Here is a 17,947-nt window from a genome sequence, read left to right on the forward strand (position 1 = left end):
GCCCCGTCACTCCCACCGGACCGAGACGTCCCGCGTCTCGACGTGCATGCCGAGCGGCACCCGCCAGGCGTCCACGCACACGGTCCAGGTCCGTTCCTTCCGCGCGCCGGCCGCGATCGGCGCCGGGAGTGCTTCGGTCGACTCGATCGTCCCCCAGTCGATGCCGAGCGCGCCGATGATGTGGGTGCCGAAGGTGACCGTGCCCGAACGCACCGCGCTGTCGCCGGTGTTGTGGAAGGTGACGGTCACCTGCTCGCACCACCGCTTGTCCGCGGGCGCGCGCACGGGCGTGCCCATGCTCACCTCGGCGGGTCCGGGAGGAGCCGGCCGGCCGGGGCCCGGCGTGGGACTCTCCGGGCGGGTGGGGGCCGGCGGCGGTGGGTTCGTCGTCGTACTGCCGGGATCGGTGCCGTCGCCGAAGGGGGGCGCCGTGCTGCCTTCGTCCGCCGGGGTGGAGGCGTCCTTCAGGGGCGGTGGGACCTCGCCCGGCGGCCGCTGTCCCGGGGCGGCGTCGGCCGCGGGGGCGGAATCCCGCGAACCGCCCGGTGAGTTGTCCGGTGAGTCGCGCCCCTCCGCCGTCCCGCCAGGCGCCCGGGTCCCGTCGAGCGGTACCAGCGTGACCTCGCCCGGCGGTGCGCCCGCGGTCCCGGCCGCCCGGGGTGGGCCGCCCGCGGCGCCGACCGCGACGTAGCCGTCGTCGTCGCCCCCGCTGCCGCACGCGGCCAGTAGGCCGCCCGTGCACACGAGGGCCGCCGCGGCACCCAGCAGGGCACCACGGCGGCGAGGCGACTGTGTGCCGAACGCGCTCCATGCCCCACGCATCGCGCCAGTGTGGCTGACGGTACGTCAGGAAGGAAGAACTCAGTCGGAGATGAGGCCCTCGCGCAGCTGGGCCAGCGTGCGGGTGAGCAGGCGGGAGACGTGCATCTGGGAGATGCCGACCTCCTCGCCGATCTGCGACTGGGTCATGTTGGCGAAGAAGCGCAGCATGATGATCCGCCGCTCACGGGGCGGGAGCTTGGCCAGCAGCGGCTTCAGCGACTCGCGGTACTCCACGCCCTCCAGCGCGGTGTCCTCGTAGCCGAGGCGGTCGGCCAGCGAGCCCTCGCCGCCGTCGTCCTCGGGGGCCGGGGAGTCCAGCGAGGAGGCGGTGTAGGCGTTGCCGACCGCGAGGCCGTCGACGACGTCCTCCTCGGACACGCCGAGCACCGTGGCGAGCTCGGTGACCGTCGGGGAGCGGTCCAGCTTCTGGGACAGCTCGTCGCTGGCCTTCGTCAGGGCCAGGCGCAGCTCCTGGAGCCGGCGCGGCACCCGCACCGACCAGGAGGTGTCGCGGAAGAACCGCTTGATCTCGCCGACGACGGTCGGCATCGCGAACGTCGGGAACTCCACGCCGCGTTCGCAGTCGAAGCGGTCGATGGCCTTGATCAGGCCGATCGTGCCGACCTGGACGATGTCCTCCATCGGCTCGTTGCGGGAGCGGAAACGCGCCGCCGCGTAGCGCACGAGCGGGAGGTTGAGCTCGATCAGGGTGTCCCGGACGTAGGCGCGCTCCGGGCTGTCCTCCCCGAGTGCGGCGAGCCGCAGGAACAGGGAGCGGGACAGGGTGCGGGTGTCGAGGTCCGCGGAGGCCTGCGGGGCCGGAACATCCGCGGCCGCGAGGGCCGGGGCCGGTGCGGCCGCCAGGGCCGAGACGTCATCGATGGGGTCGAGCGCGTCGTGCGCGTCGAGCGCCTCGGGCGCTGTCTCGCTCTTGGTGAGCGTCAGCACCTTCGAGCTGCCCTGGTCTGCGGACATGCCACCCCCTTTGGGTCGCGGGACGGTCGCGGCGAACGCTCCTCGTTGCGGAGCGCAGCCTTCACCTGAATACCGGCGCCGGGGCACCGGCAAACGCGCTTCCCGCAGAATGTCACATGTCGGCAACGCGCTGTAGTGACATGTCGACATGCGAGATGCGAATACCCGCTGGCAGAAGGGGGTCTGACGGGTATTCGGAACGGAGACGCCACCAAAGTGCCTGGTGAGCGATTCGCTCTCCACGGTGACGCGTCGAGCCCGCTTTCGGTTGTGCGCCGGTTCGATTCGCGGCTGCGCGGCGACCCTGTTCGCGCTTGCGTCGGACGGGGTTCAGGAGTCACGCGTCGATTCGGTTCGCCGAGCGCAGACGCTGGAAGCTGCGCGCGAGCAGCCGGGAGACGTGCATCTGGGAGACGCCGAGTTCCGCGCTGATCTGGGACTGCGTCAGATTGCTGTAGTAACGCAGCAGCAGGATCCGCTGCTCGCGCTCGGGGAGCTGGACGAGCAGATGCCGTACGAGGTCGCGGTGCTCCACGCCGTCCAGGGCCGGGTCCTCGTAGCCGAGCCGGTCGAGCAGTCCGGGCAGTCCGTCGCCCTCCTGGGCCGCCTCCAGCGAGGTGGCGTGGTACGAGCGCCCGGCCTCGATGCAGGACAGCACCTCCTCCTCGGTGATGCGCAGCCGTTCGGCGATCTCGGAGGTGGTCGGGGAGCGCCCGAACGCGGTGGTCAGGTCCTCGGTGGCGCTGTTCACCTGCACCCACAGCTCGTGCAGCCGACGCGGTACGTGAACGGTGCGGACGTTGTCCCGGAAGTACCGCTTGATCTCGCCGACGACGGTGGGCATCGCGAAGGTCGGGAACTGCACACCCCGGTCCGGGTCGAAGCGGTCGATGGCGTTGATCAGGCCGATGGTGCCGACCTGGACGACGTCCTCCATGGGCTCGTTGCGGGAGCGGAAGCGGGCGGCCGCGTAGCGCACCAGCGGGAGGTTGGCCTCGATGAGCGCCCCCCGCACCCGGGTGTGTTCCTGTGTGCCCGGCTCCAGCGTCTTGAGCTGGCCGAAGAGCACCTGGGTGAGCGCCCGGGTGTCGGCGCCCCGGCTGCTGCGCTGGGGCGCGGGTTCGGGGGCGGGCGTCTCCGGGGCGGCTGCTTCTGGCGCGGGTGTCTCCTGGGGCGGGGCTTGAGGCGCAGTACTGGCCGGCACGGTCAACTCCACCTCGTGATCCATCAACTCATCCGTCAAAAGCGGTCATAGCATCACAAGACATGTGCACTGTGTGCAAGCACCGCATAATGCCGTGTTGAGGGCAAGTTGGGGCATAAGACGCATGTGAGCCCCCCGCTGTTACCGCGGGGGGCTCGTGGCCGTGGGTCTAGAACTCGTAGTCCGCGATCACCCAGGTGGCGAACTCCCGCCACAACGCGACGCCCGCCTGGTGGTCCGGGTGCTCCAGGTACCGGCCCAGGGCGGCCCTGTCGTCGAACGAGGAGTTGATGGCGAAGTCGTGGGCGATGGGCCGGTCGCTGAAGTTCCAGCCGAGCTCCCAGGAGCGGATCTCGTCGATCCTGCCGTCCAGGGCGCGGAAGGCCTCCACACCCTCGACCACGCGGGGGTCGTCGCGCTCGACGCCCTCGTCGAGCTTGAAGAGGACCAGGTGGCGGATCATCACTCTCCTCCGTTGGCGATCCAGGTCATGAAGTCGCCGATGGCCTGGGCGGCGTCCGATATGCCCTCGAACCCTATCTGGACGTAGTCCGCTGCCGTTTCTGGATCGGTGATGATCACGTAGAGCGCGAAGACCACGAGTACATAGACGGCGATCTTCTTCGAATTCACCGCCACCGCGGCCTCCCCTGCGCCTGCTGTGCCCGTATGGAACGCCTGTTTGCCGGCGGCGAGTGTAGCTTCACGTCGTATTTGAGGACCAACGGCACGCTGGACGGAGACCAGGCACGAGGAGGCGGCCCGACGGCCGGCGCGGGATCATCGGTCCATGGACGTCACACTTCACCTCGCACAGGACCCCGAGGCCGACGAACTGCTCGGGCGCTCCCCCCTCGCCGCGCTGATCGGGATGCTGCTGGATCAGCAGATCCCGATGGAGTGGGCGTTCAAGGGGCCCGCGACCATCGCCGGCCGGATGGGCTCGGACGACCTGGACGCGCAGGAGATCGCCGCCTACGACCCGGAGGCGTTCGCCGCGCTGCTCTCGGAGAAGCCGGCCGTGCACCGTTACCCCGGGTCGATGGCCCAGCGGATCCAGCAGCTCTGCCAGTACCTCGTCGAGCACTACGACGGTGACCCGAGCGCCGTCTGGGAGGGCGTCGGCGACGGGCGGGAACTGCTGAAGCGGCTTCAGGAACTGCCAGGGTTCGGCAAGCAGAAGGCACAGATCTTCCTCGCGCTGCTCGGCAAGCAGCTCGGCGTGACCCCGCAGGGATGGCGGGAGGCCGCGGGCGACTACGGTCCGCCGCAGGCCTTCCGGTCGGTCGCCGACATCACCGGGCCCGAGTCGCTCGCCAAGGTGCGGCAGCACAAGCAGGAGATCAAGGCGGCGGCGAAGGCGGCCAAGGCCGCGAAGAAGTAGGCCCGCGCGTCATTCTTCTGGCCCGTTCCGGCGTGCGCCGGGCTCGGTCGCGTTCCCAGCATGGAGCATGACCGAGCCACCGAGCGGATCCCCGCGGGGAGCGGAGTTCGACGACCGGCACGTGCACGCCACGCGTGACCCGCGCGCGCCGAGACCGCCGCACGAGGGTCCCGAACCGCCCTTCGAGGGCCCGCTGCACATGCTGTCCAAGGCGGCCTGGCAGGCAGTCCTCGTCACCGGCATCGCGTCCCTGATCCTGGGCGTCCTCGTCCTGATCTGGCCCGGCGCCTCGCTGGTCGCCGCCGGAGTCCTCTTCGGTCTCTACCTCCTCGTCAGCGGCGTCCTCCAGCTCGTCTCCGCCTTCGGCACGCACAAGACGACGGCGCTGCGCGTGCTGGCGTTCATCAGCGGCGCGCTGTGCATCCTGCTGGGGCTGTTCTGCTTCCGCGGCGCCATGCAGTCGATCCTGCTGCTCGCGCTGTGGATCGGGATCGGCTGGCTGTTCCGCGGGATCACCCAGACGCTGGCCGCCGCCTCCGACCCGGCGATGCCCGCGCGCGGCTGGCAGATCGTCCTCGGCATCGTCAGCGTCCTCGCCGGCGTCGTCCTGATCGTCTCGCCGTTCGAGTCGGTGGCCGTCCTGACGGTGGTCGGCGGGTGCTGGCTGGTCGTGGTGGGCGCGGTCGAGATCGCGACGGCGCTGCGCATCCGGGGCCGCGCCCGCCAGGTCCCGCGCGAGGTGTGACGCCCGTGCCCACGACCACCGGCGCACCGCCGTCCCTCCCCGGCATATCCCCCCACCGCCCGGTCCCGCGCCCCCGCCTCACCACCCGACGCCGCCTGACCGCGGCGTCGGCGCACCTGCCCGGTACGCCGCCGCGCTCGATCGCCGGCCCACCGCGCTCCACCGGTGGGACGCCTCCCGGCACGGGCAGGTCGCCGCGCGTCGGTGGCACCTTGCCTGCGACCACCGGAGCCTCGTCACGCCTCACCGGCAGGTCGCCGTGCCTGACCGCGACCTCGGGGCGAGGCGCCGCCTGGTCGGACTTCCCCAGTGCGGCCCCGGTGCGAGTGCCCGGTGCATCGCCCAGCCTCACCGGTGCCGCCGCCCGGCTCATCCCTACGCCGAGCGGGCGGATTCCACCCGCCATGCGATGGACGTCGTACAGCGGCCGGGGAGATGACCTGCTGTGAGCACGCCCCAGCAGTCCCGCCGCGCGGTGCGCCGACGCGCCTGGCCCCGGCTGCTCGTGCTGCTGCTCGTGCTGCTGCTGCCGGTGGCGCACGCGCAGGCGGCGGCGGGACCCGTCGCCGTCCTGGCGGGGGAGGCGGTCGAGGCCGACGTGCTCGACACGGCCCTGCGGCCGCCGGGGCGGGGCGGGCACCGGCCCGTGGTGGCGCAGCGGCCGATGCGGTCGGCCACCCCGCAGGAGAGGATCACACAGGCCCACCCGGCGCATGCGCCGACCGGGCCGCCGTACCCGCTGCGGACCCTGCGCTCGGTGGTCCTGCGCTGCTGACAGACCTGTGGTTCCCGCAGGTCAGTCGGTACGACGCAAGGAGTCACAGCCATGCCCTCGGATCCCTACGCCGTTCTGCGCGCACTCGTTCGCGCGGAGGCCATCCGCAACGAACCGAAGACGGAACTCAAGGACACCAAGCAGCCGCAGCAGCCGCCGAAGAAGCGGGACCGCTGAGCCGTGGGCGGAGGCGGGCCCTACCGCCTCCGCCGCGCCGTCCCGAAGATCGAGCGGGTGATCTCGCGCCCGATCTGGGTGCCGATCGAACGGGCCAGGGACTTGAACATGCCGCTGCCGACGACCTGCTCCACGACGGACTCCTCCCGCCGCGGCGCACCCTTCGCCGCCCGCGACTCCGGCTCGGCCTCCGGCGCGGGCCGCCGGGCCTTCACGGCCTCCAGCCTCTCGTACGCCGACTCCCGGTCCACCGCCTGTGCGTAACGGCCGAACAGCGGCGAGGACGTCACCGCCCCGTTCAGCGCGGCCGCGTCGATCGGGCCCATCAGTGACTCCGGCGCGCGCAGCCGGGTCGCGGCGACCGGCGTCGGGGCGCCCCTCTCGCTGAGGACCGTGACCACCGCCTCGCCGGTACCGAGGTCGGTGAGGAGCTCTTCGAGGTCGTAACCGGAGTCGGGGAACGTCCTGACCGTCGCCCTGAGGGCCTTCTGGTCGTCCGGGGTGAAGGCGCGCAGCGCGTGCTGGACGCGGTTGCCGAGCTGGGCGAGGACGTCACCGGGCACGTCCTTCGGGGTCTGGGTGACGAAGAAGACGCCGACCCCTTTCGAGCGAATGAGCCGCACGGTCTGCGTGATCGAGTCCAGGAACGCCTTCGACGCGCCGTTGAAGAGCAGATGCGCCTCGTCGAAGAAGAAGACCAGCTTGGGTCGCTCGACGTCGCCGACCTCGGGGAGGTCGTGGAAGAGGTCGGCGAGCAGCCACATCAGGAATGTCGAGAAGAGCTGCGGCTTGTCCTGCACGGCCGGCAGCTCCAGGACCGAGACCAGGCCCCGCCCGTCCTCCGCCGTGCGCAGCAGTTCCGCCGTGTCGAACTCCGGCTCCCCGAAGAAGGGGCCCATTCCCTGCGCCTCGAAGGCGGTCAGCGCGCGCAGGATCACCCCGGCGGTGGCCGTGGACAGACCCCCGATCGCCTTCAGCTCGGCCCTGCCCTCGTCGGAGGTGAGGAAGGCGACGACCGCGCGCAGGTCCTTGAGGTCGATCAGCTCCAGGCCCTTGGTGTCGGCGTAGTGGAAGATCAGCCCGAGGGACTGCTCCTGGGTCTGGTTGAGCTGGAGGACCTTGGCGAGCAGGACCGGGCCGAAGCTGGTGACGGTGGCGCGCAGCGGGACGCCCTGGCCGATGCCGCCGAGGGCGTAGAACTCGGCCGGGAAGCCGGTCGCCGTCCACTGCTGGTGCACCTCGGCGGCGCGGGAGCGGATCTTGTCGTTCGGCAGGCCCGGCGCCGAGACGCCCGACACGTCGCCCTTGACGTCGGCCAGGAAGACCGGGACGCCCTGCGCGGAGAGCTGCTCGGCGATCAGCTGCAGCGTCTTCGTCTTGCCGGTTCCGGTGGCGCCCGCGACCAGGCCGTGCCGGGTGAGCATCGGCAACGGGATGCGGACCTGGGCGTCGGGCAGGCACCGGCCGTCCCAGAGCAGGGCCCCCAGATCCAGCGCGGGCCCGCCGAACGCGTACCCGGCGGCGATCCGCAGGGCCTCCTGCGGGAGGGCGGGAGCGCCGCCGGGGGCCTCGGGGTGGGTGGCCGCGGGCACGGTCTCGCTGTCACTCATGTCAGACCTCTGTTCCGTTTCACCCGAATTGCGGCATCTTTTCCAGCGTTGCACTCCCTCTCCATGGCTGCGCCCGGAACGTCTTGACCGGTAGGCTTTCCGTGTGATCTTCAAGCGCATCGGAAACGGCCGGCCGTACCCCGACCATGGCCGGGACAGCACCCGGCAGTGGGCGGACGTCGCGCCGCGCCCGGTCCGCCTCGATCAGCTCGTGACGACCAAGCAGCAGCTCGACCTGGAGACCCTCCTCGCCGAGGACTCCACCTTCTACGGTGACCTCTTCGCGCACGTCGTGAAGTGGCAGGGCGACCTCTACCTGGAGGACGGCCTGCACCGCGCGGTGCGTGCCGCGCTCCAGCAGCGCCAGGTGCTTCACGCGCGCGTCCTGGAACTGGACTGACCGACCCCGCGCGGGCTCCCGCAGCGGCACCGGCCGGTCACGGCTTGGCCCTTTCGGGTTCTCCTGAGCGGCGTCCAATGATCATCTAGTAGGCAGAGCCGCCCGGGCGCACTACGCTGCGCTCATGAGCATGCTGACTCCCCCTGGCATGGGCGGCCAGTACCGGATCACGGGGGACAAGTACCCACGGATGCGTCCACCCCGTCGGCGCGGCAGGCTCGTACTCGTCGTCACCGGGTCCGTCGTCGTGATCGGCGTTTTGAGCTGGGGAACCCTCCAACTCGTCGACGTCTTCACGGGTGGCGGCGACAGCGCGTCGGCCGCCGGCACCAAGGCGGGCTGCGCCACCAAGGCGAGCCCCTCGCCCAGCGCGGCCGCGGCAGTGGCCCTGCCGAAGCCCGGCGCCGTCACCGTCAACGTGCTCAACGCCACGACCCGCAGCGGTCTCGCGAAGAAGACCGCCGACGAGCTGAAGAAACGTGGCTTCAGGATCGGCGAGGTGGGCAACGCGCCGAAGCAGTGGGACAAGAAGGTGAAGGGCACGGGGCTGCTGATCGGGCCCACCTCGGCGCTGAACACCGCGCTGCCGGTGCTCGCCACCCAGCTGCCCGGCGCCGAGCGCAGCGCGGACCGGGCCCGCAAGGGCGTGGCGGTGGACCTCATCATCGGCAACGGCTTCAAGGAACTGGCGAAGAAGCCGGCAGCCGACCGGGCGCTGGCCACCCTGACCGCGCCGCAGTCGGCGTCCACCGACACGAAGAAGAGCTGCTGAGCACAGCCACGCGGCCCACGGAACGAGCGCGCCGGCTGAACATGCCCGGAGTCCGGCTGCCGGGGCCCTCTGGCGCCGGCTGCGGTGCGTTCGTGGCAGCTGGGTGCGTCAGTTCGGGCGGGCCGGCCGTGGGTGCTCGGGTGCCGGCTATGTCAGCGTGCTCGGGTGCCGGCGGTGACCCGTCTGTTCGCGTGCGCCGTGTCCGCGTGCTCGGGGCCGGCCGGGTTCGTCTGCGCGGCGGTTGGGGCTGGGCGCTCGCCCGCCCGTGGCCGCAAGGCCGAGCGCCCGAGCGCGGGCTGCTGCCGCGTGCTCGGGCGCTCGGAAAGACCGTCCGTGCGTGCGTCTACTCGGCCGCGCCGTACATCCGGTCCCCCGCGTCGCCCAGCCCCGGGACGATGTAGCCGTGCTCGTTGAGGCGCTCGTCGACCGAGGCCGTCACGACAGTCACCGGCGTGCCGGCCAGCTCGCGCTCCATCAGCTCGACGCCCTCGGGCGCGGCCAGCAGGACCACGGCCGTCACGTCGTCGGCGCCGCGCTTGATCAGCTCCTGGATCGCCGCGACCAGCGTGCCGCCGGTGGCCAGCATCGGGTCCAGCACGTACACCTGGCGCCCGGAGAGGTCCTCGGGCATGCGCGTGGCGTACGTCGAGGCCTCCAGCGTCTCCTCGTTGCGGATCATGCCCAGGAAGCCCACCTCGGCGGTCGGCAGCAACCGGACCATGCCGTCCAGCATGCCGAGGCCGGCGCGCAGGATCGGCACGACCAGCGGGCGCGGGTGGGAGAGCTTGACGCCGGTGGTGGTGGCGACGGGGGTGGAGAGGTCGACCTGCTCGGTGCGCACGTCGCGCGTGGCCTCGTAGGCGAGCAGGGTGACCAGCTCGTCGGCCAGACGACGGAAGGTCGGGGAGTCGGTGCGGCGGTCGCGCAGCGTGGTGAGCTTGTGGGCGACCAGGGGGTGGTCGACGACGTGGAGACGCATGGGCACAACAGTAACCGCGCTTCGGCGCGGCCACTCCCTGGCGTCAAACCGCCCATCCGGGGGAAGGTGAGAGGGACGGATAGGGGTGGTGTGCCTATGCCTGACCTGCCAGAGCTGCCCGACCACGCGTCCCGGTCGGACGCGGAGGCGCAGGAGATCGACACGGCGCGCAGGCGCCGACGGGCGCAGTTCCTGCGGGAACTCGCCGAGGCCAGGGAACTGCGTGACCGCGTCCAGCCGCGCCGCGCCAAGGCGGCCCGCCTCCGCCGCGCGATGCGCATGCGAACGTTCCGCTGGTAGCCCGCACGCCCCGCACCAGGGTGGGAAGAACCGCGCCACGTGCGGTCGTTGACGGGGTGGGGGTACGTGGCGGCGGTCGAAAGCCACGTACGATCCGCTGGTGGCGGCGACGAGTGTGCGGATGAGTGGTTCGCGGACGTGCGATCAAAACAGCCGGACACAGCGGGCCGAAGACGTCCCCTGAACGCCTTGTTTCTGCCACGATTCCGAGTGGGTGGGGCTCGGAGCCCGAGCTCTCCCCGCCCGCAGCCTCCGCCGGGGGGACCCCCAACCGGCACGCCTAAGACCAGTGGGAGAGTCACGGTGTACTTCGCCGCACTGCTCGCGCGCACCGAAGACGGGTGGGAAGCGAGCGACACGGAGCTCGACGACGTGGAGACCTTGTCGGATCTGGCCGACCTGGCCCGGGAATCCACTCCCGACGACGACACGGTGCTCGTCCTGATCGAGCAGGAGGACGCCTGGTTCGGCGTCGTCCGCATCGATGGTGAGGACGACCCTCGTATCTACGTCTCGGACGCCGCCGCCGCTGCCCGCAGCAGCTACGGCGAGATCCTGCTCACCGACGAACTGCTCGGCCGGGATCCCGCCGACGACGGCAACGACCTGGACGCCCTCGACCTGGACGGCACCGAGGACGGTGAGCCCGACGAGGACGGCGAGGACGGCGAGGAGGACGGCGGCTCCGCCGACGCCGTGCCGCACGGCCCGGTCGGCGACGTCGGCATCCTCGACGACCTGGGTGTCACCGAGAAGGAGTTGCTGTCGCTGTCGGCGGACGCGGTCACCGAGATCGCCGACGCCCTCGGCGCCTCGGAGACGCTGGAGACCGTCCGCTGATCCCGTCGGCTCCCCGTACGGCCCCGGATCCTGTGCGTGACCCCTGGCGGGCCGCGATGCGGCTCGCCCTGGACGAGGCCGGGCAGGCGGTCCGGGGCGGTGACGTCCCCGTCGGCGCGGTCGTCCTCGCCGCCGACGGTACGACCGTGCTCGCCGCCGGACACAACGAACGCGAGGCCACCGGCGACCCGACCGCGCACGCGGAGGTCCTCGCGATCCGGCGGGCCGCGGCCGAGCTGGGCGAGTGGCGACTGACCGGCTGCACGCTGGTGGTCACCCTGGAGCCCTGCACGATGTGCGCGGGTGCCCTCGTCCAGTCCCGCGTGGACCGGGTCGTCTACGGCGCCCGCGACGACAAGGCCGGTGCCGCCGGCTCCCTCTGGGACGTCGTCCGCGACCGCCGCCTCAACCACCGCCCCGAGGTGATCGAGGGCGTGCTCGCCGAGGAGTGCGCCGGGCTGCTCACCGAGTTCTTCCGGGACCGCTGACGGCCACCGCGGGGCGACGGAAACGGATTTCGGAGCATGCCGCACCTTGCTGTAAGGTCTCCCTCGGTAGCGTGTCCGAGCGGCCGAAGGAGCTCGCCTCGAAAGCGAGTGTGGCGCAAGTCACCGAGGGTTCAAATCCCTCCGCTACCGCTCTTGGCCGAAGGGCCCGGTCCGATGGACCGGGCCCTTCGTGCTGCTTCCGGCGTCAGCCGACGCGGACGTTCTTCTCCACCGTGACCTGGTCGATGTCGGTCGTACGGACGGTGATCTTCATGGTCCAGACGCCGGGCAGCGGGAGCCGGAGCTTGTCCGTGCCCCAGTAGCCGCCCCGGTTCTCCAGCTCGGCGTCGATCGGGCCGACGTCCTGCGCGCGCAGGGTGAAGGTGAGGCGCACCTCGGGGACGGTGACGATGCCGCCGTCGGGGCCGAAGACGACGGCCTGCACCTGGTTCTTGCCCACCCGGCCCGGGGCGAGGTCGAGCTGCACCTTGCCGTGGCCGTTCGGGGTGCCGACGTCGAAGGGCACCATGCTGCTGGAGGCCGTGGGCCGGCCGGCGTCGGCGGCCTCCGTCCGTGCCGCGGCCGACTCCGTGGCGGCCCGGCCGGGCAGGGTGATGGTGAGCAACGTGGTGATCACCAGGACCAGCACGCCGGTCACGAACTCGGCGAGCACGGAGCGGCGCAGGGCCCGGCGGTGGTGGTCTTGCCCCGCGGTCGGGGCGGGGACCGGGTCCCGGTCCTGGCCGGTGGGGTGCTCGTCCCGCGCGGTGGCGCCGGCGGGCGCGGTGATGACGGCGGGCGCTGCCCCCGCGGAGTCGCCCACCGCCACGCCCGCCCGGCTCGCGGCCGGCTCGCTCGTGGCCGCGCCCGCGTCCCCGCCCGCCGCCAGGCCCACCGCCACGACCGCCTGACCCGCGGCAGCCGGACTCGGGGCCGACTTGCTCGCAGCCGCACCCGCGCCCCCGCCCACCGTCTCCAGCACCCGCGCCTCGGCCTCCGCCCGCGCCGGTTCCAGCTCCGCCCAGCGCCGTGCCCACCGGCGGGAGTAGCCCGCCGCCGCCAGCAGCAGGGCCACCGCGGCCACCTTGGCGAGCAGGACGCGGCCGTACGTCGTGCCCGTGAGGGCGTCCCAGGAGCCCAGGCCCCGCCAGGACTGGTAGACGCCGGTGGTGGTGAGGACGGCCACCGAGGTGAAGGCCAGCCCGGAGAAGCGGGTGACGGCGGCGGACGTGAGGTCGTGCGGGGCGCGGTAGAGGACGGTGAGCAGGGCCGTCAGACCGCCCAGCCAGACCGCCATGCCCAGCAGGTGCAGCACGGACGACGTCATGGCCACCGGCACCTGGATGCCGGCGGAGGCGTGTTCGGCGGCGGCCCAGGTGAGGGCCAGCGCGAGGCACAGCGCGATGCCGGGTGCGGGGTGGGCGGTACGGCGGGCCGAGTGGCGCACCAGGACGAAGGCCGCCGCCAGCAGCGCCAGCCGGGTCAGCAGCGCCAGGCCGGGCCGGGTGGTCAGGGTGGCGCTCAGGACGGCCGGGTCGAGGGCGTCCGCCAGGCCCGTGCCGCGTTCGTAGGGGCCGCGAAGGAGCAGCAGGGCGGCCGTGGAGATCACGAGGGTGAGCCAGGCGGTGGGGAGGAACCGGCGCAGGGCGGCGCTGGGGCCGCCGAGGACGGCGGACATGAACACGGCGACGCCGATGAGGAGCGCCAGGCCTCCGTACGCGGCGTAGCGGGCGATGTTGTAGAGCGAGGCGGTCGCCGGGTCCTCGTTCGGGCCGGTCACCGCGGCGGTCGTCGCCGACGGCTCACCGACCGAGAAGACGAACGCGCCCGAGACCGGGTGGCTGTCCGCCGAGACGACCCGCCAGGCCACGGTGTACGTGCCGTCCGCCAGGCCGGTCGGGAGGCCGACCCGGACGGTGTCGGCACGGTCGCCGGGGTGCGTGGCGTCGCCCGTGTCGACCGGGCGGTTCTCCGGGTCGATCACGCGGACCGAGTCGTCGAGGAGCCCGACGGACTCGGTGAAGGTCAGGGTGAGGTGGCGGGGGGCCGAGTCGAGGACGGATCCGTCGCCGGGGTCGGTGCGGCCGAGGGCGGCGTGCGCGGACGCGGGGGCCGCGCCGCCGAGGAGGAGCAGGGCCAGCACGGCGACCAGCAGGAGCGGCAGCCGAAGTCGCCGGAGGACCCCGGCCGGTGCGAAGGCCTCGCCGTCGCTGCCGTCGTCGCAGCCATGCCGTGCTCCGCCGTCGCGCATGCCCATCGCTTCTCCGTCGTCGGATCTGCTTCCGGGATACGTACGGACGCGGTGCCCGATGTGCTCATCCGGAGGACATACGGATACGGGCGCCGATGTGCTCAGCCGGGAGCCGTGAGGACACCGCGCTCACCTCTGGCCCGCGCAGTTCCGTCAAGCCGGACCTGCGCGGGGACCCCACCCCGACACGCCGCCCGTGCCCTCACCAGGTGGGCCGTGCCGAGATCCCGCCGTCCACCACCAGGTCGTGCCCCGTCACCCAGGACGCCAGCGGTGAGGCCAGGAACACGCACGCGTCCCCGATGTCCTCCGGCCGCCCCAGCCGGCCGAGCGGCACCGCGCGCTGCCAGCGCTCCACGCCCTCCGGCCAGGCCTGCGCCAGCCCTTCCCGGTCGATCAGCCCGGGGGAGACGGTGTTCACGCGGATGCCGTGGCTCCCGTACTCCAGCGCCGCCGAGCGGGCGTGCATCACGACCGCCGCCTTGGAGGCGCAGTAGTGCGCGTGTGCCGGTGCCGGTGCGCTCGCCTCGATGGAGGCGATGTGCGTCACCGAACCCCCTTCGCCGCGCTCCCGCATGACCTCGACGGCCGCCTGAGTGCACGCGAAAACACTGGTCAGGTTGGTGTCCACGACCCTCCGCCAGTCGGTGGCGGTCATCTCGGCGAGCTCCTGCACGGGTTGCACGGCGGCGTTGTTGACCAGTGCGGTCAGCCGTCCGGCACCCCATGCGGCGGCCTCGCGCACCACCCGCCGGCACTCGTCCTCGTCGGCGAGATCGGCCTGGAGCACGACGGCCCGGCCGCCCAGGCCCTCCACCAGCGCCGCCACCTCACGCGCCGGCTCCACCGACGTACGGCAGTGCACGGCGACCGCGGCGCCCTGCTCCGCGAACCGCAGGGCGATGCCCCGCCCGATGCCGCCGCCCGCGCCCGTGACGAGGGCGACCTGACCCTCCAGCAGCCTCATGGCCGGCACAGTTCCACGATCCGGTCGGCCGCGTCCGGGTGGCGGGCGGTCAGCTCGGCGGGGTCGCCGTGCTCATAGCCCTCGTGGGTGAAACCGGGCGCCATCGTGCAGCCGAAGAACGTCCAGGAGCCGCCCTCGGCGACCCGCCCGCCCATCCAGGTGCCGGCCTCCACGGTGAACTGCGGGTGCTGGCCGCCGAGCACGTCCGGTCCGAGGACGACAGTGCGGGAGGCGCCGTCGGGGGCGAGGAGCAGCAGCTCCAGCGGGTCGCCGAGGTAGAAGTGCCAGACCTCGTCGGCGGGCAGGCGGTGCAGGGCGGAGTAGTCGTCCCGCCGGAGCAGGGCGACGATGGCGGTGCCCTCCGGGCGCCCGTCGGGGCGGTCCGGTCCGGCCCAGGTCTGCCGGAACAGGCCGCCCTCGCGCGGGATCGGCTCCATGGCGTAGTGCGCGACAAGCTCTTCTGGAGTCACGCCGGGCAGGCTACCGGCCGGAGCAGGAACGCCAGTTGAGCGTGCTTCTCCGGCAGGTGCACGTCGGGCAGATTCACCTCCGGCAGTACGACCTTCGGACCGGCCACGAACCCCAGTCTCAGGAAGCGCTCGATCGCCTTCTCGTTGCGCACGTCCGGGTCGACCACGACGCGCCGGCGGCCCAGGACGAGCCACACGTACGAGGCCGCGGCACCGATCAGCGACGTCGTCCAGCCGAGGCGGGATCCCCCGGCTCCGGCGGGCGCGAGGAGCAGATGGACGCCGATGTCGCCGGGCCGGACGTCGTAGCACTCGCCGACCCGGTCCGCCTGCGGCTCGTAGGTCTGGAACAGGGCGACCGGTTCGCCGTCCTTCACCAGCAGGTACGCGTGATGGGTGTCGAGGGTGTCCAGGTGGGCGTAGATGCCGGCCACCTCGTCCTGGGTGAGCCCGTTCATGCCCCAGAAGACGGCGCGTTCCTGGCTCACCCAGCCGTGGACCACCTCGGCGTCGCCCTTCGCGTCGAGGGGCAGCACGCGTACGGTGCCGAAGCCGTCGACCACCTCTTCGTGGACGGCGGCGCGGTCGGCGTACGGGTCAGTCATCGTCGGTCTCCTTGGTGAGGCGGGCCCAGTCGGTGACGACCGGGACGAGGTCTCCCCCGGTCCACAGGGGGAGTTGGTCGCGGTGGTGCGCCGAGCCGGGCACGCCGGACGCGCCCAGCGGCACCACCCACAGGCTGTCCTCGCGCCGGGCCAGGTCCCACACGTAGCGGGCTGCCGGGCCGCGCGCGGCGAGGTCGGTGAGGCCGGGGACGGCGGAGGTGCACAGCACGCAGTCGTGGTCGCCGGACAGGGCCGGTTCGGCGTACGTGTCGGTGGAGTAGGGCGTGCCGGGCAACGCCCGCCACGGGGCGAGGCGGTGGGTGTCGCCCCAGGTGCGGCCGGCCGGTGCGGCCGCGGCCCGCGCCGCCACCTCCTCCAGGGCCGCCCGGACGATCGCCGGGCGGTCGATGCCGTAGAGCTCCTGGGCCGTCAGCAGGTTCTCCAGGGCGAACGCGGTCCGTGCGGTGAGCCCCAGCCAAGGGAGGAGGACCTCCGGGTAGGCCGGCGGCTCGGTCAGCGGGGCGAATGCCGGGTGGGCGGCCAGGCGGCGGACGACGGCGCTGCGGACGGCCGCGTAGGCGGCGGCCGGTTCGCTCGTGGCGTCCATGCGGCGGTCCCAGCGCAGCAGCCGCTCGCGCAGGGCGGCGGCCTCGGGGGCGAGGCCGTCGAGGGCGGCGAGGAGAGAGAGGAGGGGCGCGGCGGAGGCGAGGTGGGTGTCCATGTGGATGGTGGGCATGTCGGCCGCCGACCACTTCCCCTTCTCGTTCAGCAGCGCGGCGATCCGGTCGGCGCGGTGCGGCGGGGCGAACTCGACGCCGAGCGGGGCGGACGGGCCGCGCTGGTTGGCCATCACCGCGATGCCGTCGGTCAGACCGGCGCGGGGCGTACCGTGCCAGCCGCGCCACTCGTGGCCGGGCTCCCAGGCGGGCACGGTCCGGACCCTGTTGGCCTCGGACCGCACCGGCACCCGGCCCGCGACCCGGTGCAGGGTGCCGCCCTCGGTGTCTGCGGCCTGCACGACGTTGACCGGCTCCACCCAGGTGTCGAAGGCGCGGTCGACGTCGGCGACCGTGCGGGCCCGCAGCAGCGGGAGCAGGGTGGCGAAGCCGGCGTCGGCGAGGACGCGGGGCGGGTGGCGGAGACTGAGGGCGAGCGGGGGCTCGGGGTCGTCCGGGAGGAGCGCGCCGTCGTCCAGGCCCTCGGGCCCGCCGGCGATCACCGGTCCCCGTTCGGTCTCGATGACCTCGACCGGCACCGGCTCCGCACCGCGCACCTCGACGAACTCGGTCTTCCGGTAGGCGCGTTCCCATCGCCCGTCCGGGCCGAGGGCCTCCACGCCGGCGCCCGTCCGGCGCAGCCGCTCCCGGTAGAGGTCCTGGTAGTCGGCCATGGCGTTGGTGATGGCCCAGGCGACCGTTCCGGTGTGGCCGAAGTGGGCCGTGCCGGGGATGCCGGGCACGGCGAGGCCGACGACGTCGAACTCGGGGCAGCTCAGCCGTATCTGCTGGTAGACGCCCGGCTCCTCGATGAAGCGGTGCGGATCTCCGGCGATCACAGCATGCCCGGTGACGGTCCGCTCCCCGGCGGCCAGCCAGCCGTTGCTGCCGCAGGTGCCGGGGCCGTCCGTGGCGAACAGCGCCACCGCCTCCGGTCCCAGATGCCGGATCACCTCCTCTCGCCAGAGCTTCGCCGGGAAGCCCGCGAAGAGGATGTGCGTGGCGATCCAGACGGCGAGCGGGGTCCACGGCTCCCAGCGGCCGGGGGCGAGGCCCGCGTCGGCGAACTCGGGAGTACGGCTCGCGCCCTGCGCGAGGCCCTCGTTGACGCCGTCGACGTAGGCACGGACCCAGTCGGCCGTGTCGGGGTCCAGGGCGTTGAAGGAACGTTCCGCCGTGTCCGCCAGGCGGGCCCGTCTCGCGAGCACGTCCCAGGGCACGGCGGCCGTACCGAGGAAGGAGGCGGAGGTGCCCTGGGCGCGGTGGCGTTCGACCTCGAGCTGCCAGGCGCGGTCGTGGGCCGTGACCCGGCCCTGGGCGCGGGCGAGTTCGCGGGCGTCGGTGGCGCGCAGGTGGGGGATGCCCCAGGCGTCGCGGTAGATCTCGATGGTCACCTGGACATCACCCTGTCATTCCTTCAGCTCTTTAGGTTAGGCTTCCCTAAGTAAGTCGTGGCGGAATGGTACG

21 protein-coding genes and 1 tRNA gene are annotated in these 17,947 nt (G+C 72.7%); 10 read left to right on the forward strand and 12 right to left on the reverse strand.

The features are described from left to right. Positions 1 to 6 precede the first annotated feature (6 nt). The 5 genes from AB0O67_RS15165 to AB0O67_RS15185 form a co-directional block, all read right to left on the reverse strand. Positions 7 to 822, reverse strand: a complete 816-nt coding sequence (locus AB0O67_RS15165; protein WP_365450009.1) for a hypothetical protein — start codon at positions 820 to 822, stop codon at positions 7 to 9. Positions 823 to 861: 39 nt separating this feature from the next. Beyond that, positions 862 to 1,797 (reverse strand): RNA polymerase sigma factor SigF, encoded by a 936-nt coding sequence (locus AB0O67_RS15170; RefSeq protein ID WP_365450011.1) that lies wholly within the window; start codon positions 1,795 to 1,797, stop codon positions 862 to 864. A 337-nt stretch (positions 1,798 to 2,134) separates the two neighbouring features. Beyond that, on the reverse strand, positions 2,135 to 3,025 hold the full coding sequence (locus tag AB0O67_RS15175) for an RNA polymerase sigma factor SigF (RefSeq protein ID WP_365450013.1): 891 nt from the start codon (positions 3,023 to 3,025) through the stop codon (positions 2,135 to 2,137). A gap of 145 nt (positions 3,026 to 3,170) precedes the next feature. Continuing rightward, positions 3,171 to 3,464, reverse strand: a complete 294-nt coding sequence (locus AB0O67_RS15180) for a Dabb family protein (RefSeq protein ID WP_365450015.1) — start codon at positions 3,462 to 3,464, stop codon at positions 3,171 to 3,173. Then, complete coding sequence (locus tag AB0O67_RS15185; RefSeq protein ID WP_365450017.1) at positions 3,464 to 3,640, reverse strand: hypothetical protein; 177 nt, start codon at positions 3,638 to 3,640, stop codon at positions 3,464 to 3,466. Before AB0O67_RS15185 ends, AB0O67_RS15180 begins: the two co-directional genes overlap by 1 nt. A gap of 151 nt (positions 3,641 to 3,791) precedes the next feature. Here AB0O67_RS15185 and AB0O67_RS15190 point away from each other — a divergent pair, with 151 nt between their 5' ends. The 4 genes from AB0O67_RS15190 to AB0O67_RS15205 all read left to right on the forward strand — a co-directional run bounded on the left by AB0O67_RS15190 (position 3,792) and on the right by AB0O67_RS15205 (position 6,082). Beyond that, the gene (locus tag AB0O67_RS15190; RefSeq protein ID WP_365450019.1) at positions 3,792 to 4,385 is read left to right on the forward strand and encodes an HhH-GPD-type base excision DNA repair protein; all 594 of its coding nucleotides are present in this window, start codon (positions 3,792 to 3,794) and stop codon (positions 4,383 to 4,385) included. A gap of 67 nt (positions 4,386 to 4,452) precedes the next feature. Next, a complete protein-coding gene (locus AB0O67_RS15195; protein WP_365450021.1) occupies positions 4,453 to 5,130 on the forward strand; it encodes an HdeD family acid-resistance protein in 678 nt (225 codons plus the stop codon). 445 nt (positions 5,131 to 5,575) lie between these two features. After that, on the forward strand, positions 5,576 to 5,905 hold the full coding sequence (locus tag AB0O67_RS15200; protein WP_365450023.1) for a hypothetical protein: 330 nt from the start codon (positions 5,576 to 5,578) through the stop codon (positions 5,903 to 5,905). Between the two features lie 51 nt (positions 5,906 to 5,956). After that, complete coding sequence (locus AB0O67_RS15205; protein ID WP_365450025.1) at positions 5,957 to 6,082, forward strand: hypothetical protein; 126 nt, start codon at positions 5,957 to 5,959, stop codon at positions 6,080 to 6,082. A gap of 20 nt (positions 6,083 to 6,102) precedes the next feature. Here AB0O67_RS15205 and AB0O67_RS15210 read toward each other — a convergent pair whose 3' ends face one another. Then, complete coding sequence (locus AB0O67_RS15210; RefSeq protein WP_365450027.1) at positions 6,103 to 7,692, reverse strand: helicase HerA-like domain-containing protein; 1,590 nt, start codon at positions 7,690 to 7,692, stop codon at positions 6,103 to 6,105. A gap of 103 nt (positions 7,693 to 7,795) precedes the next feature. Between AB0O67_RS15210 and AB0O67_RS15215 the strand changes: the two genes are divergently transcribed. Further along, the gene (locus AB0O67_RS15215) at positions 7,796 to 8,092 is read left to right on the forward strand and encodes a type II toxin-antitoxin system VapB family antitoxin (protein ID WP_003991361.1); all 297 of its coding nucleotides are present in this window, start codon (positions 7,796 to 7,798) and stop codon (positions 8,090 to 8,092) included. 148 nt (positions 8,093 to 8,240) lie between these two features. Further along, the gene (locus tag AB0O67_RS15220; protein ID WP_365450071.1) at positions 8,241 to 8,864 is read left to right on the forward strand and encodes a LytR C-terminal domain-containing protein; all 624 of its coding nucleotides are present in this window, start codon (positions 8,241 to 8,243) and stop codon (positions 8,862 to 8,864) included. Positions 8,865 to 9,207: 343 nt separating this feature from the next. Here the strand turns inward: AB0O67_RS15220 and upp are convergent, their stop codons facing one another. Next, positions 9,208 to 9,843: a uracil phosphoribosyltransferase gene (upp, locus tag AB0O67_RS15225; RefSeq protein ID WP_365450029.1), complete on the reverse strand. Its 636-nt coding sequence runs from the start codon at positions 9,841 to 9,843 to the stop codon at positions 9,208 to 9,210. Positions 9,844 to 9,939: 96 nt separating this feature from the next. Here upp and AB0O67_RS15230 point away from each other — a divergent pair, with 96 nt between their 5' ends. The 4 genes from AB0O67_RS15230 (at position 9,940) to AB0O67_RS15245 (ending at position 11,621) form a co-directional block, all read left to right on the forward strand. Continuing rightward, a complete protein-coding gene (locus tag AB0O67_RS15230) occupies positions 9,940 to 10,143 on the forward strand; it encodes a hypothetical protein (RefSeq protein ID WP_365450031.1) in 204 nt (67 codons plus the stop codon). A 303-nt stretch (positions 10,144 to 10,446) separates the two neighbouring features. Then, positions 10,447 to 10,983: a hypothetical protein gene (locus AB0O67_RS15235; RefSeq protein WP_365450033.1), complete on the forward strand. Its 537-nt coding sequence runs from the start codon at positions 10,447 to 10,449 to the stop codon at positions 10,981 to 10,983. Positions 10,984 to 11,039: 56 nt separating this feature from the next. Further along, on the forward strand, positions 11,040 to 11,471 hold the full coding sequence (tadA, locus tag AB0O67_RS15240) for a tRNA adenosine(34) deaminase TadA (RefSeq protein WP_365450073.1): 432 nt from the start codon (positions 11,040 to 11,042) through the stop codon (positions 11,469 to 11,471). A gap of 65 nt (positions 11,472 to 11,536) precedes the next feature. After that, positions 11,537 to 11,621: transfer RNA gene (locus tag AB0O67_RS15245), tRNA-Ser, on the forward strand. A 55-nt stretch (positions 11,622 to 11,676) separates the two neighbouring features. On the opposite strand, the gene AB0O67_RS15250 is transcribed toward AB0O67_RS15245, so the two are convergent. The 5 genes from AB0O67_RS15250 to AB0O67_RS15270 form a co-directional block, all read right to left on the reverse strand. Next, positions 11,677 to 13,722 carry a copper resistance protein CopC gene (locus tag AB0O67_RS15250; protein WP_365450035.1) on the reverse strand — a complete coding sequence of 682 codons (2,046 nt, stop codon included), beginning with the start codon at positions 13,720 to 13,722 and terminating at the stop codon, positions 11,677 to 11,679. A 202-nt stretch (positions 13,723 to 13,924) separates the two neighbouring features. Beyond that, on the reverse strand, positions 13,925 to 14,689 hold the full coding sequence (locus tag AB0O67_RS15255; protein ID WP_365450037.1) for a glucose 1-dehydrogenase: 765 nt from the start codon (positions 14,687 to 14,689) through the stop codon (positions 13,925 to 13,927). Further along, complete coding sequence (locus AB0O67_RS15260) at positions 14,686 to 15,159, reverse strand: cupin domain-containing protein (RefSeq protein WP_365450039.1); 474 nt, start codon at positions 15,157 to 15,159, stop codon at positions 14,686 to 14,688. Before AB0O67_RS15260 ends, AB0O67_RS15255 begins: the two co-directional genes overlap by 4 nt. Continuing rightward, positions 15,156 to 15,764: a GNAT family N-acetyltransferase gene (locus AB0O67_RS15265; protein ID WP_365450041.1), complete on the reverse strand. Its 609-nt coding sequence runs from the start codon at positions 15,762 to 15,764 to the stop codon at positions 15,156 to 15,158. Before AB0O67_RS15265 ends, AB0O67_RS15260 begins: the two co-directional genes overlap by 4 nt. Next, positions 15,757 to 17,874 (reverse strand): penicillin acylase family protein, encoded by a 2,118-nt coding sequence (locus AB0O67_RS15270; RefSeq protein ID WP_365450043.1) that lies wholly within the window; start codon positions 17,872 to 17,874, stop codon positions 15,757 to 15,759. Before AB0O67_RS15270 ends, AB0O67_RS15265 begins: the two co-directional genes overlap by 8 nt. Positions 17,875 to 17,947 lie beyond the last annotated feature (73 nt).

Origin of the sequence: Streptomyces sp. NPDC086077 (assembly GCF_040686175.1) — a bacterium.
GTDB lineage: Bacteria > Actinomycetota > Actinomycetes > Streptomycetales > Streptomycetaceae > Streptomyces.

Bases quoted from the DNA above. Each gene is read 5' to 3' on its own strand.
- AB0O67_RS15165 (WP_365450009.1), bottom strand. From the start codon at position 822: ATGCGTGGGGCATGGAGCGCGTTCGGCACACAGTCGCCTCGCCGCCGT.
- AB0O67_RS15170 (WP_365450011.1), bottom strand. From the start codon at position 1,797: ATGTCCGCAGACCAGGGCAGCTCGAAGGTGCTGACGCTCACCAAGAGC.
- AB0O67_RS15175 (WP_365450013.1), bottom strand. From the start codon at position 3,025: ATGGATCACGAGGTGGAGTTGACCGTGCCGGCCAGTACTGCGCCTCAA.
- AB0O67_RS15180 (WP_365450015.1), bottom strand. From the start codon at position 3,464: ATGATCCGCCACCTGGTCCTCTTCAAGCTCGACGAGGGCGTCGAGCGC.
- AB0O67_RS15190 (WP_365450019.1), top strand. From the start codon at position 3,792: ATGGACGTCACACTTCACCTCGCACAGGACCCCGAGGCCGACGAACTG.
- AB0O67_RS15195 (WP_365450021.1), top strand. From the start codon at position 4,453: ATGACCGAGCCACCGAGCGGATCCCCGCGGGGAGCGGAGTTCGACGAC.
- AB0O67_RS15205 (WP_365450025.1), top strand. From the start codon at position 5,957: ATGCCCTCGGATCCCTACGCCGTTCTGCGCGCACTCGTTCGCGCGGAG.
- AB0O67_RS15210 (WP_365450027.1), bottom strand. From the start codon at position 7,692: ATGAGTGACAGCGAGACCGTGCCCGCGGCCACCCACCCCGAGGCCCCC.
- AB0O67_RS15220 (WP_365450071.1), top strand. From the start codon at position 8,241: ATGGGCGGCCAGTACCGGATCACGGGGGACAAGTACCCACGGATGCGT.
- upp (WP_365450029.1), bottom strand. From the start codon at position 9,843: ATGCGTCTCCACGTCGTCGACCACCCCCTGGTCGCCCACAAGCTCACC.
- AB0O67_RS15230 (WP_365450031.1), top strand. From the start codon at position 9,940: ATGCCTGACCTGCCAGAGCTGCCCGACCACGCGTCCCGGTCGGACGCG.
- tadA (WP_365450073.1), top strand. From the start codon at position 11,040: ATGCGGCTCGCCCTGGACGAGGCCGGGCAGGCGGTCCGGGGCGGTGAC.
- AB0O67_RS15250 (WP_365450035.1), bottom strand. From the start codon at position 13,722: ATGCGCGACGGCGGAGCACGGCATGGCTGCGACGACGGCAGCGACGGC.
- AB0O67_RS15255 (WP_365450037.1), bottom strand. From the start codon at position 14,689: ATGAGGCTGCTGGAGGGTCAGGTCGCCCTCGTCACGGGCGCGGGCGGC.
- AB0O67_RS15265 (WP_365450041.1), bottom strand. From the start codon at position 15,764: ATGACTGACCCGTACGCCGACCGCGCCGCCGTCCACGAAGAGGTGGTC.